General features: G+C 43.0%; 14 protein-coding genes. 5 read left to right on the forward strand and 9 right to left on the reverse strand.

Features of this window, described 5'->3' with window-relative positions; genetic code table 11:
- The 5 genes from map to H6795_02280 are packed head-to-tail and all read right to left on the reverse strand — an operon-like array spanning nucleotide 1 to nucleotide 2,301.
- The gene (gene map, locus H6795_02260) at nucleotides 1–747 is read right to left on the reverse strand and encodes a type I methionyl aminopeptidase (GenBank protein MCB9817344.1); all 747 of its coding nucleotides are present in this window, start codon (nucleotides 745–747) and stop codon (nucleotides 1–3) included.
- Nucleotides 747–1,295: a nucleoside monophosphate kinase gene (locus H6795_02265; protein ID MCB9817345.1), complete on the reverse strand. Its 549-nt coding sequence runs from the start codon at nucleotides 1,293–1,295 to the stop codon at nucleotides 747–749. Before H6795_02265 ends, map begins: the two co-directional genes overlap by 1 nt.
- The gene (locus tag H6795_02270; GenBank protein ID MCB9817346.1) at nucleotides 1,292–1,729 is read right to left on the reverse strand and encodes a GatB/YqeY domain-containing protein; all 438 of its coding nucleotides are present in this window, start codon (nucleotides 1,727–1,729) and stop codon (nucleotides 1,292–1,294) included. The genes H6795_02265 and H6795_02270 overlap by 4 nt, the downstream gene beginning before the upstream one ends.
- Nucleotides 1,729–1,944 carry a 30S ribosomal protein S21 gene (gene rpsU / locus H6795_02275; GenBank protein ID MCB9817347.1) on the reverse strand — a complete coding sequence of 72 codons (216 nt, stop codon included), beginning with the start codon at nucleotides 1,942–1,944 and terminating at the stop codon, nucleotides 1,729–1,731. The genes H6795_02270 and rpsU overlap by 1 nt, the downstream gene beginning before the upstream one ends.
- A gap of 51 nt (nucleotides 1,945–1,995) precedes the next feature.
- A complete protein-coding gene (locus H6795_02280) occupies nucleotides 1,996–2,301 on the reverse strand; it encodes a winged helix-turn-helix transcriptional regulator (protein ID MCB9817348.1) in 306 nt (101 codons plus the stop codon).
- Nucleotides 2,302–2,394: 93 nt separating this feature from the next.
- On the opposite strand from H6795_02280, the gene priA reads away from it, so the two are divergent.
- Genes priA through H6795_02295 form a run of 3 tightly spaced genes read left to right on the forward strand, consistent with a single transcriptional unit; the run spans nucleotide 2,395 to nucleotide 5,791 of the window.
- On the forward strand, nucleotides 2,395–4,311 hold the full coding sequence (priA, locus tag H6795_02285) for a primosomal protein N' (GenBank protein MCB9817349.1): 1,917 nt from the start codon (nucleotides 2,395–2,397) through the stop codon (nucleotides 4,309–4,311).
- A 15-nt stretch (nucleotides 4,312–4,326) separates the two neighbouring features.
- Complete coding sequence (gene def, locus H6795_02290; protein ID MCB9817350.1) at nucleotides 4,327–4,917, forward strand: peptide deformylase; 591 nt, start codon at nucleotides 4,327–4,329, stop codon at nucleotides 4,915–4,917.
- Nucleotides 4,880–5,791, forward strand: coding sequence for a hypothetical protein (locus tag H6795_02295; GenBank protein ID MCB9817351.1), 912 nt, complete (start codon nucleotides 4,880–4,882; stop codon nucleotides 5,789–5,791). The genes def and H6795_02295 overlap by 38 nt, the downstream gene beginning before the upstream one ends.
- A gap of 2 nt (nucleotides 5,792–5,793) precedes the next feature.
- Here H6795_02295 and H6795_02300 read toward each other — a convergent pair whose 3' ends face one another.
- From H6795_02300 to H6795_02315, 4 genes are all read right to left on the reverse strand, one after another.
- Nucleotides 5,794–6,135: a hypothetical protein gene (locus H6795_02300; GenBank protein MCB9817352.1), complete on the reverse strand. Its 342-nt coding sequence runs from the start codon at nucleotides 6,133–6,135 to the stop codon at nucleotides 5,794–5,796.
- 41 nt (nucleotides 6,136–6,176) lie between these two features.
- Nucleotides 6,177–7,664, reverse strand: coding sequence for a hypothetical protein (locus H6795_02305; protein MCB9817353.1), 1,488 nt, complete (start codon nucleotides 7,662–7,664; stop codon nucleotides 6,177–6,179).
- Between the two features lie 144 nt (nucleotides 7,665–7,808).
- Nucleotides 7,809–9,578, reverse strand: coding sequence for a translation initiation factor IF-2 (locus H6795_02310; protein MCB9817354.1), 1,770 nt, complete (start codon nucleotides 9,576–9,578; stop codon nucleotides 7,809–7,811).
- A 99-nt stretch (nucleotides 9,579–9,677) separates the two neighbouring features.
- Entirely contained in the window at nucleotides 9,678–10,739 is a 1,062-nt protein-coding gene (locus H6795_02315; GenBank protein MCB9817355.1) for a S1 RNA-binding domain-containing protein, read from the reverse strand.
- A gap of 743 nt (nucleotides 10,740–11,482) precedes the next feature.
- Between H6795_02315 and H6795_02320 the strand changes: the two genes are divergently transcribed.
- Both H6795_02320 and H6795_02325 read left to right on the forward strand, forming a co-directional pair.
- Nucleotides 11,483–12,295, forward strand: a complete 813-nt coding sequence (locus H6795_02320; GenBank protein MCB9817356.1) for an ROK family protein — start codon at nucleotides 11,483–11,485, stop codon at nucleotides 12,293–12,295.
- A gap of 85 nt (nucleotides 12,296–12,380) precedes the next feature.
- Nucleotides 12,381–12,749 carry a hypothetical protein gene (locus tag H6795_02325; GenBank protein ID MCB9817357.1) on the forward strand — a complete coding sequence of 123 codons (369 nt, stop codon included), beginning with the start codon at nucleotides 12,381–12,383 and terminating at the stop codon, nucleotides 12,747–12,749.
- The last annotated feature ends 554 nt before the right edge of the window (nucleotides 12,750–13,303 follow it).

Below are 13,303 nucleotides of genomic sequence, written 5' to 3' on the forward strand. Positions count from 1 at the left end.
TTACAGTCGTGTAAGGATTTCGGCGCCAGTATCGGTAATTAACACCGTATCTTCAAAGTGAGCCGACAAGCTGTTATCTTTTGTTACAATCGTCCAACCGTCTGCAGCTGTGTATACAGCATCGGCACCAAGTGTAGACATTGGCTCTATTGCTATTGTCATACCAGCTCGTAGAACAGGGCCGCTACTGCGCATGCTAAAGTTAGGAATATTTGGATCTTCGTGTAGTTGATGCCCAACCCCGTGCCCAACCAAATCTCTCACGATTCCAAAACTATTCCGCTGCATTTCTTTTTCTATAGCGGCGGCAATGGTACCAACCCGCACCCCATCGCTTAGCGACCCTACGCCGGCATCTAAGGCAGCAAGGGTGCCTTTAACAAGCTTTTTTTTCTGTGGAGTAGACACACCAGCGATAAAACTTCTGGCGGCATCCGTTATCATGCCACCATACGTCACTCCAAAATCTATACTTACTATGTCGCCATCTTTCACAATGTAAGAACCGGGTATCCCATGTACTACTTCGTTATTAACAGATATACACATAACATCAGGAAACCCACCATAGCCAAGAAACGTTGGTTTACCACCTAGTGCGCGTAACTCTTTAGCAGCAATATCGGCAAGTTGCTTCGTTGTTATACCTACTTCAATTGCATTGCCCACTAACGCAAGAATTGTGGCATTCATTTTGCCACTTTCTCGTTGTTTAACAAGTTCTTGGGCAGTTTTGATACGTGTCATCATAGCGAAATACCAGCTGCCACGACACCTTTTTTAATATCGGCATGAACAACCTCGGCTGGTTGCTCACCATTTACTTCTATAATGGGAATGCCTTTATTTGCGAATACCTGAAGCAGTGGTTTAATATCTTTTTCGTATTCTAAAAACCGTTCATTAATCGCTGCGGGTTTGTCATCTGGGCGCCCTCTGTGTAGCAACCTCTCTAGCACGACTTCTTCATGCGCTTTTAAATGAACTATCGCTTCAACTTTTTCATTAATAGCATGCGCCGTAGATAGCAGCCATTCAGTCTGTGCAACTCGGCGCGGAAACCCGTCTAATATTATTTTGTGACTACCAGCAATCTTGCGTAGTTCTGTTTCTAAAATTGCTTCTACTTCGTTATCATTCAGCAGCCTGCCACTATTCATTTCTTTTTCTAAATCACCAGTCAAGCTACTTCTTAGTAGCTTGCCCATAGAAATCCAATGCCAGCCCTGTACAGTGGCCAGTAACTTACTCTGTGTGCTCTTGCCAGATCCAGCAACCCCTACGACGATTATCATACAATGTTCTCTATGTAGTTTTTAACGCGTTCAGAAACAAGTCGGCCATCGGCTTTACCCTGCGCTTCTTTCATAACTAGTGGCATAATTTTCGCAAAATTTGCCTCACCAGCCATTGGCGCTACTGTCTGTATCATTGCATCAATTTGCTCAGCAGATAAATCTGCGGGGGCATATTGGCTGTACAGGTTCCGCTCAAATTCTTCTTGGGCTGCTTGTTCTTGCCTATCGTTCGCTGCATATAAATCGCGTGCTTCGATACGCTTTTTCATTTCTTTCTTGATAACTTGCACAGCCCCATCGTCAGATAAAACGCCACCAGCTTCAATTTGGGCATTTTTTAAGGCACTGTACAAAAGCCTGAGTGCTTCAGTAGTTTTTTTATCGCCCGCCTTTAACGCTGCATTGGCATCGTTATGTATACGATCAAGCATTACCGTAAGCCTAGTTTGGCTCGCTTATTCTTTTGTGCTTTGCGTTCGTTACGAATAATTGCTTTGGTACGACGATCGCGCTTGCTGATTGGCTTTTCATGATATTGCAATTGCTTCACTACTGCCAAAACGCCAGCTTGCTGCACCTTACGATTAAAACGCCTAATAAGGCTTTCGGTGGACTCTCTCACATCTTTTTTAGTAACTTGGATCATACTTTAAACAATTCTACGGTACTTTGACATATTTTTCAAGGGTAAAATAGATTATGGCCGCCGTAATTGACCTGCAGACGTCGGACGCTGGTTAGCACGTTGGCTTTTTAGCACAATACCTTGCAACTCTTTAAATATTGGAAAATTCTTATTCGTAGAATATATTTTCGTGTTCCCTTGCTTTTCGCTTGTTAAAAAACCTACTTTTTCTAAGCGTTTTAATTCACGCTGAATATTCCCAGCGTCTTCTTTAATAAGTTTTGCAAGGCCACGGACATGGGTTTTAAAATCAGGAAATTTAGCATAGACAACTATGATTTTTCTGCGGACCCGAGAAGTAATAAAAACATCTAACATTTTTTCACCTATTGTTTATAGAACAACGTTAATTATAGACGTATTGCCTTGTTTTGTAAAACCGTTTTTATAAATATGCCGTATCATTACTATATGACATATATCGAGGTGAGTATCGCGGCACCTTTTACTGGTAGAAAATTTTACACCTACGAATCAGTCAATATAATTGATATTGGAACAATTGTACAAATACCCTTTGGCACAAAAAAGTCGCTCGGTATCGTAAGAAACATAGTCAAAAAACCAACGTTTAAAACCAAGCCTATACAACAGATTACGCCGCTTATTGTTTCTGCCAAGTCACTACAACTACTGCGCTGGATGGAGCATTTTTACCCATACGACTTTGGTGAAATTACCAATTTATTTATCCCTCAAAATGCATTAACAAAATCACGCAGTGCGTCAAGCGTACGTCCCAAAGTAACAGCAACCATCCAACCTAAGCTCACGAAAGATCAAACAGAAGCTCTGCAGATTATACAAAGTAATCAGCACGTTTTGCTGCATGGTGATACCGGCACTGGCAAAACACGAGTGTATTTAGACTATGCGAACAGCGTACTTGCCCAAGGTAAATCGGTACTTATTTTAACACCAGAAATAGGGCTCACACCTCAGCTAAAACAAACGATTGCCGCTGCCTGCCCATATCCACTCCATGTGGTGCATTCACAAAATACACCAGCGTACAGAAAGTTAATATGGCAAACGGCGGCTGCAAACACAGAACCTGCTGTATTTGTTGGGCCACGCTCAAGCTTGTTTCTGCCGTACCAAAATCTTGGGCTCGTTGTCATAGACGAAGCTCATGATAATTCATATAAAAGCATGCAAAGTCCAAAATATAATGCAGTTTATGTGGCAGCCCAGCTTGCAAAAGTTCATAAAGCACATTTTATACAAAGTACTGCAACGCCAAACGTAGCAGATTACGCAGCGATACAAAATCACCAAGTACCTATCGCCCGAATGACAACAATTGCCGTTGGTCCTATCAAGGCTTCTGGCCAGGTAATAGATTTACGCGATAAACAACTTTTTACAAAACATCGTCTTATAGCAGATGAGCTACTACGTGCAATTGAAGACGCTTTACAAAACGGCGAACAAACCATGCTTTTTATTAATCGCCGTGGCAGTGCACGAATTGTGCAGTGTAATGCATGTGGCCATATACGTGCCTGCCCTACGTGCGGATTGCCACTCACCTATCATCACGATACTCACAAAATGTCCTGCCATATTTGCAATCAAACCTACCACGCCACAAGCCAGTGCGCAGCGTGTGGTTCGGCTGATTTATTATATTTTTCGCCAGGGACAAAAGGTCTCGAACAAGAAATTCAAAGCCTATTTCCTAAGGCACGTGTTATACGGTTTGACCTTGATGTATCCGCAAAAGACACCATACAACGCAAACTAAGCGGCTTACAAACCGGCGCTTACGATATTATTATTGGCACCCAACTTATTAGTAAAGGGTTCGATTTACCCCACCTAAGTGTTGTGGGGGTGCTCAACGCTGATAGCGGCTTTTCTATTCCTGATTTTAGGGCAGAAGAAATCACCTTTCAGCAAATTTATCAGGTAACAGGTAGGGTTGGTAGAGGCCATACTTTGAGCAAATTTTTTATTCAAACAAGACAACCAACCCACCCTGTTATAGAAGCTGCCCTGCATAGAAATTGGCAAGATTTTTACGATTACGAACTGCACAAAAGAAAACTCTTTACCTACCCACCATTCGCGTATTTAGCGGTGCTTAGTATTACCAAAAAAACCAAGGCGACTGCGCAAAAAATAGCCCAAAAAACCTACGATTTATTAAATAACACAAGCCAACTAGAGCTGCTTGGGCCAACACCCAGCTACCATGAAACCTCGCACGGTGGCTATACCTGGCAAATACTCGCTAAGTCAACGTCTAGGGCAACCCTTGTAGCGGCACTCGTAAGCTTGCCTAGTGAATGGAGTATCGATATTGACCCCACTAGCGTTTTATAAGTTACCTCTGTTATAATGACAGCTATGACACAAAATCCGCGAGACTTAATAATATCTTTGCCAAACCCCCACCTTCGGCAACGTTCAAAACGCGTTGGTATCGTCACCAATGACACTACCAAGCTCATCCAAACGATGATTGACGCGACCCTCGATTGGGAAGACAGTCGCAAACACGAAGTCGGTGTCGCCCTCGCTGCGCCGCAAATAGATACCTTGCTACGCGTTGTTATCATTAGGGAAGATTTCGAAGACAAAACAAACCGCACATTTACCATCCTTATAAATCCGGAAATTACAAAATACGAAGGTGATCTTATAGAAGATTACGAAGGATGTCTAAGCATTCAAGATATTTACGGAAAAGTTCCCCGCTATAATAAAGTGCGCGTTAAAGCGCTAGATGCCAATGGCAAAGAATTTCGCTTTACGGCAGAGGGCTTTTTGGCACGCGTTGTCCAACACGAAATAGACCACACCAACGGAATTGTTTTTATAGATCATATAAAAGACGACCCTGCCGCATTTTATAAACTAGATGACGAAGGGCATTTAGAACCGCTTAATTATGAAGCAGACATTAAAGCCAACCATCTTCTTTGGTAGTGGACCCGTCGCTGCTAAGTCGCTCGCGCTGCTACGCGTATGGCACCCAGTAAGTTTGGTGGTTACTAAGCGCACACCGTCTCATCATAAAGAGCCAGCACCCATAGAATTATATGCAAAAACAAACAATCTACCCATTACCTATGCAGACACCAAGCAAGAGCTAGACGAACTATCATTACCAGACGCAAACTATGGTATTGTCATAGATTATGGCGTTATTATTAGCGAACACGTAATTCAGCACTTTCCACGCGGAATTATCAATAGCCATTTTAGTCTACTGCCGCAGTGGCGCGGAGCCGATCCAATAACATACGCGCTTTTAAGTGGCCAAAGCCAAAGTGGTGTGAGCCTTATGATTATAGACAAAGGTATGGATACTGGCCCGCTTATTGCTACAAAAGCCCTGCCAATTGCAGCAAACGATACGAACCAAACATTAACAGAAAAGTTACTACTGCTAAGCGACAAGCTCTTGCAGGCAACACTTCCTCGCTATGTTCAGTCAGAAGTACTGCCTACTCCCCAGCCCCATACCATTGCCACATATTCACAAAAGCTTACTAAGCAGTCTGGCATACTAAACTCCAATAAGTTAGCCAGCGAATTAGCCCGCGAAGTACGTGCCTTTGCAGGGTGGCCAGGCAGTAGACTGTGCTATAACAACGTCTGGCTGACCGTTACACAAGCTGTGGCAAGCAACCTAGCAGTACCTGTTGGCACCCTTGTGTTTCACGGTTCTGCATTGCATTATGGTTGCAAAAACGGCAGTCTACAAATAACCGAACTACAACCAGCCGGCAAAAACAAAATGAGCGCAACCGCTTTTTATAACGGCTACGCTCACAAATTATCGCTTACAAAAATGTAGCGCTAGGCTGCTTGCGGGGGTGTATCATTGGCAGCTTGCTGTGATGCAGAAAGTATCTGCGGTGCGCTCGCCTTAATTTCGCCTTTAAGCTTTTCTAGTTCACCCTTTACTACTTCTTTGTAGTTCGGAGCATTGGCTTCTAGCCACTTAAGGGCTCCCTCTTGATCATTACGGTTCATAAAGCCTTCAAATTCGGTCAGCTGAGCTTCTGTTAAGCCACTCGCCAATACGGTACCAACACGCATTTCAAGTGTTTCTACTATTTGGGCAATTAAAGCTTGCTTTTCTGCCTCTGGCAATGCTGCCAAACCTAGTTCTGCTATAAAATCATTGTCTATCTTCATGCACTTAATCCTTACTTATTTCTATTTTAGTATACAACGTTTTACCGTTTTGGCATGTATTCTGCCAGTACTTTAACTACATCTTTTGTATTCCAACTACCATTTACACGTATCTTCCACTCTTTGCCTTCACCAAAAGTATCTACATCAAGCCCTGCTTCTTGCGCTTTTTTTACAGCTTCTTGTAAAGCGCTTCCAGCTCTATCACCATATGTGTTATGAGCGGCATCCCAAGGATAATTTGCTTTAGATTCAGCGAATTTTTCTTGTACACTTGTCAGATTACTGCTGTCTGGAGTTGATTCTATACCTGTTGGGGTTGCCATATCTGTACCACCCCCAGATCCACCAGTCGTAGTTGTAACCTCTGGGGAAGATTGCATAGATGGACTTACGTCTCCTAGCGAGCTTGCTTCAGGTGTCGGTTGAACAGAACCTTGTACCACACTAGGATTCGTCGTCTCAGAACTTAGTTCGGGTGTTGCCGACAAACTAGCGTCAGAGGGTGCCGCATCTGGGCTTACCGAATTATCAACACCAATTACTTGATCCGTACCGCCACTATCAAATCCACGCATTGCCATATAGGTACCCGCTACTACCAACGCTCCAGCCGCTATACCGCCAAGCAACTTATATCGTTTCTTGTTTTTTTCTGGCAGTTCTTTCCACGAGTTACTCATTTCAGCAAGCTTAGCCTTTGCAACAAGAAATAGTTTGGTCGGAACTTCTTTTACTTTCTGCATCGTCGTCTGTTCGTCTTCTTGGTCGCTAGTATCTACCTGTACAGAGTCAAATGTACCTCCTGGTACCTTATCACCGTCACTAGAGTCAGCAACGATGCTAGTGGCGCTATCGCTTTCCCTACCACTATCTGCTACTTGAGTATCTGCAGCACGTTCTTTAGAGTTTACATTTACTAGTTCGCTTTCTTGTATTCTCTTAACAAGTCGGTCATTAGTACCATCATTTGCCGGACGCGAGACTTTATATACCACGCCCTCATCATTATTTATGATTTCTTCTACAGTCCATCCGTCTTCTATGACACCGCTCGTATGTTGAACACGCACAGAGTCACCTAACTCAAATTTATTGGGAAATTCTTTATTTAACAATTCAGCAAGCATAGCATTTTGTTCAACTTCCCCTATAACTTCAAACTGACCAATGAATGATTTATACATATCTAGAGCATGTTGCATATCTTGCAGACTACCGTTTTGACGAGCCTCGATAAAAATTTGCTGTAAATCAGCCCATTCTTCGTCTAGTTCTTCTTGTGCATCTAAATCATCTTCTTCGGCTTCAAGAATCGATTGCTCGTATTCAGTATTATAGTCTTTACGTTCTTGGCTAGTGTGACCATATGCATTTAGGATATCTTCATGGCTTAAGTGCTTCTTCTTTCCAGTTTCAGGGTCAACACCGTATACATGAGTAGCTCCGTTTTTGTAGTTAGTTTGCTCGATTGTACTATATGTATCCAATACCAACTTACTGGGTTCGTTTGATAATTTTTCTGACATGGCTAATAATTACCTTTCCTTAGGTTTCTTACGGTTGGAGTGTTATGGGTTTTTATGTTATTTACGTATTACTATTGTTGTTTAAATAAATACTAGCATAAGAACATAAAAATGTCAATAGTCAAATAATAGGTGTAATGTTGGTTACAGGGTGCGTTCGTGGGTTTCGCTGGTGTAAAGTTCTATACGATCGCCTTCTTGTATGTCTAGGCGCGCAGTGGTTTCTATACTAATGCCACACATTTCGCCCTGACTAACGAGCTTGGTGTCGGTTGGGCCATGCTTTAAGTTGGTGACAACTAAATCTTTGGCAAGCTGCGTATCATCACGATAGATGTTGGCAAAGGCTGGTATGACAAGTTGGCCTTTTGTGACTTCACCACCACAAATGAGTTCAGTCTTGGTTGTTTTAAATACTCCCCGAACAACTAATCTACCCTGTTCTGTAATCACTTCTTCTGGTGCAAGGAGGTTACTCATTTCGGCGCGGGTATCGTCAATTAATTCATATATAACCTTAAACAATCTTACCCGTACGTTATCGCGCGAGGCGAGTTGCTTGACGCTTTGTGGCATACTTACATGAAAACCATAAATAATTGCATTACTGCTGGCTGCCATACGGATATCGTTTTCTGTTACACTGCCAACACTAGATCCAACAATGCGTATCGCAACCTCGTCTGTGTCTAGCGTTTTAAGGGCATCTACAACAGATGTCAAAGATCCTTGCACGTCTGCTTTTACAACAATATTTAGTTCTTGTTGTTTGGTTTTTTGGTTAATCAGCCGTATTAAATCTTTGCTCGACATGTTGCTACGCATGGCACTAGCGGCATGCGATATATGGTAAGCTTCTGCAGCATTCCTTGCTTCTTTTTCAGATGAAACAGTACTAAAACTTTCGCCAAATTCTGGCAGCGCCTTAAAGCCAATAATGACTACTGGTGTAGATGGAGGTGCCTGTTGTAATACACCATGTGTTGTAGATTCTAGAACACGTACTTTTGCATACGTATCGCCAGCCACTACAAAATCGCCTCGCTTTAGGGTACCTTGCTCTACAAGCGCAACAGCAATTGGCCCCTTGCCATGTTCCATGTGCGATTCTATAATCAAGCCTTCTGCAGGTACATCGGTATCTGCCTTGAGCTCTTCTATGTCTGCTACAAGTAGCACCATGTCTAGTAGTTTATCGAGGCCTTCTTTAGTCTTTGATGACACTCCTACAACAATAGTATTACCACCCCACTCTTCTGGTAACATTTCTTGTTCGGCAAGCTGCTGCTTTAAAAGCTCTATATTTGCGCCCGGTTTGTCAATTTTGGTAGCGGCTACAACCATATGCACGCCGGCTTTACGAGCAAACCGTATCGCCTCTAGCGTTTGTGGTTTTATGCCATCGTCGGCTGCTATCACAATAATAGCTACGTCTGTTAAACGAGCCCCGTGTTCCCGCAAAGCGGCAAAGGCTTCGTGCCCTGGCGTGTCCAAAAAGGTAATTTTACGCTTGTTATGTTCTACTTGGTACGCAGATATGTGTTGGGTTATACCACCTGCTTCTTTATCTACTACATGGCTACTACGAATAACGTCTAGCAAGCTTGTTTTGCCATGGTCTACATGGCCCATTACGGCCACAACTGGTGGTCGTTGCACCGCTTTATCAGATACTTTGCGTTCGCGCGTTGCCAATGTCTCTGCCACAACGTCTACTTTTTTTACAACAAGCTCTATATCTAAGCCTAGTTCATCTTTAATTATCTGGGCTGTTTCAGCATCGATAGTTTCGTTTATAGTCACCATGATGCCATTCTTAAACAGCTCTGTAATTAGTTTAGATGCCGGTAAAGACAGCTTATCAGCGAGGGCGCCAACAGTAATTTGTTCGGTAATTTCAATCGTTCGTGCCATTGCCTATGAGCTCCTTCCTCTTACCCGCAGGGGGCGCCCGCTCAATGTAGCGCCCCCAATTATTGTTGTTGTTTTAGCTACATAACGTTAGGGTAGCTGTTATGCATCTTTGAGGCTTAACGCAATTTTGCGAGCCTCTTTGTTAATCTCTAACACTTTAAACTGTTTCTTTTCATCTAGTTTAAAGATTTTTTCTGGGTCTACAGCATCTTCTTCGCCATTGGTAATTTCTGATACATGTACCAATGCTTCTACCGCGGGCGTAAGCTGCACAAACGCACCAAATGGTGTAATTCGTGTAATAGTACCTTCTACGGTTTGGCCTTTTTTGAACTGATCAACATCGTGTAACCACGGGTCTTCAGATAACTGTTTGATACTCAGGCTCAGCCGGTCTTTATCAATGGCAATCACCTTAGCTTTAATAACTTCGCCATTTTTAACGTATTTACGTGGGTCTTCTACACGTTCCCAAGATATCTCAGAAATATGAATAAGCCCTTCTATACCGTCTACATTAACAAACGCTCCAAAATCTATGACACCTGTTACGGCTCCTTCTACAACGTCGCCAACATTTAGTTCGGCAAAACGTGCTTGCATGTCGTCTTTAATAGCTGCTTTTTCGCTAAAGATAAGTTTGTTATCTTTGCGGCTAGCATCTAAAATGCGTACTCTTAGTGGCTTATTAATAAGCGCATTAAGCTTTTGCAAGATTTCGTCTTTGTCTGCACCACTCACCCGTGGGTAGTGATCTGCACTAAGTTGGCTTACTGGCATAAAGCCACGTATACCTTCTAACTCTATTAGTAAACCACCACGATTAGCATCGTATGCGGTTACTTCTATAACTTCTTCTGCCTCTGCAACGCGGGCGAGTTCATCCCAACCGCGGTCTTTGACAGCTTTTTTAAGGCTGAGTAGTGCGTGGCCTTCTTCCATTTCTGGGTCTACCACACTGGCACTTACCACTTGGCCTTCTTCTAATTTTTGATTACCAATTTCTCGGCGCATGACTACACCAATGCCTCGTGGGCCTAGGTCTAGCCAAATTTCATGCTTTTTTATGGTGCTGATAGTTGCTTCTACAACATCACCAGCTTTGAGCGCAGTCACTTCGTGCTGCGTTAATAGGTCGTCCATGGTTACCTTAGTTGACATATATTTACTCCTTATAGATATATTTCTGAGCCTCGTTAACAATGATCCGCCCGGACGTTAAGGCGTGCATCGTTGCCACCAAGAAAACAGATTAGTCTTATTATACCGCATAGTCCCCTCTGTAGCAACAGAGGTTCACCCCTAACCCATCAGCCTATTCATACCTACTTTTCTCATCCAGCAAGAAAGGTAAACAAAAGTGCCTCGGCGGTTGCAGGCTCTTTATAGCTTCATTGTCAAACTAAACAAACAGCCTCCAGGACTCCTTTTAGTCGGCCCAACCAAATAGTATAGATCAGGTTGGGCTTGGCTGTCGGCTTTCTTGTTGTTTATTTGCCATTCATCTATCAGGAGTCTACAAAGCCAACTGCGCCCCAGGGCGCATAAAAAGAAAATAGTTCATTTACCATCCGACAGCTGACGGATGGCTGGGTCTGGGCATATCCTCCTCGTACAGATTAGGATGATGTAAAACGTATCATGGCCAAGACAAAAAGGTGTTGAAGCCGGCTATTCATTGATAAATAAGAAAAAGCCGGAAAGTTCTTTTTGTGCCATGTGGGTTTTACTATCAGCCTAGTAAGATGAGGAGGCTGCCCAGCGCTTTTGTTACAACTTTTGGCGGTAAAAGTTGTACGTTACATAAATAAAGTAGAATAAGCTATTTGTTTACTTTTCTTGCTGGATGAGAAAAGTAAGTATGTATAGGATTCTTTGTGTAGTACGTGTGGTAAGATAAAAGAATGATATTAGCAATAGACATTGGGGGGTCAAAAACACTCATTGCCCCATGCGACGAACAAGGTAATCCAGTACAAGAAATTAAGTTTCCTACGCCACAAAAATATAGCGATTTTAAAAAAGAATTGGCTGCTAACGTTGTGGCAATAACAACTGATTATAATCTGGTAGTGGCTGCTGTACCTGGCAAGCTAGACAGGCAAAATGGCATTGCCCTTGCCTTTGGCAATTTGCCATGGAAGAACGTACCCATTCGGGCAGATATCGCCAAAATTACTGGCAAAAAAACACTCATAGAAAACGATGCAAACTTGGCTGGTCTTTCAGAAGCAAACCGTATAAAACCACTACCACACGTCGCGCTGTACATAACTATTAGTACTGGTATCGGAACCGGCGTCATTACAGACGGTGTGCTAGACCCTGACTTTTTTGACGCAGAAGGTGGCAATATGCTGCTGGAACATGAAGGCAAATTACAAATATGGGAAAAGTTCGCAAGCGGCAGAGCCATTGTTGCAAAATATGGCAAACGTGCATCAGAAATAAATGACCCAAAAGCGTGGCAAGACATAGCCAAGCTATTTGCCATTGGTATCGTAGATCTTACATGCGTTCTTGACCCAGATATCATTATTATAGGCGGTGGCGTAGGTACTCATTTTAAAAAATATGGTGCCTATTTACAGAGTTACATTAAAGAAATAACACCGGTGTTAGTAGCCACACCAAAAATCGTGCCTGCACAAGCAGCAGAAGAAGCTGTCGTGTATGGGTGTGCGGTACTTGCAAAACAGTATGCCCAGCGTAGCTAATGTCTTATCGGTCCTAAAAACACAGTACCCTAACGTGAATTTTGTAAAGGGCAACAAGTTTGCGTGGTCGCCCAGTAATAAAACTGTGACCTACCATATAACCAATACAAATGATACGCAGTCTGCTTGGGCACTTATACACGAGGTCGCCCACGCTAGCCTTAACCACATAGACTATAAAAGTGATGTCGATCTTTTACGACATGAGGTCGCAGCGTGGCAAGAGGCAAAGACCATGGCGCTTGAGCTTGGTGTTCCTATAGATGAAGACCACATTCAAGATTGCCTAGATACATATCGCGACTGGTTACACAAACGCGCAACCTGCCCTTCTTGTACTGTTGTAGGGTTGCAGCGTAGTAACGGCACGTACGGCTGTTTTAATTGCCAAACCAGCTGGAAGGTCCCATCTTCGCCACTGTGCCGCGTGTCCCGCACAATTGTCACCAGTTAATTATGAATAGTTAGTATGGAATCATCTAGCGTCATTTAATAATTTGGTAGATTTCACTTATTAATACTTGTTTAAGCAACAAAACTGTCGAGAGGAATACTAGTACTCTTATCTATTTTTGTAATCCTACTTTGCATGCTATAGTAGGCAAACCACCGCAATGTATTCTCTTTCTTTGTCTGGTCAAAATACCCTATCCAACTTTATGCGCTAAAGTTGGGCAAAGCACCGGGGCTGCGTTTTACCTATGCGTGCACTATGGATAACTATAACAACTGCAAAAAGAATCCGTCAGTAGACGGACAGGCTCCACCCTAGCTTTATTACTTCAGATAATGGTGGCTTAACACCTTTTTGCTTATAAGTTGTTATTGTTACCGATTGCATCCTGGGTAAAGCCGATGCCCCGGACCCCCATGCGCCACTTGTGACGCTTAGAAGAATACCTTCTTTGTTTGTGCCGATAGGCACAAAGGGCATCTTCTTTGCATAGTGATTTAGATGCCGTATTTATGACATGTCCAAGGCAAAAAGATGTTTGAGCAATTTATTCT

It is taken from the genome of Candidatus Nomurabacteria bacterium (genome assembly GCA_020631975.1).
Lineage (GTDB): Bacteria > Patescibacteriota > Saccharimonadia > Saccharimonadales > CAIOMD01 > JACKGO01.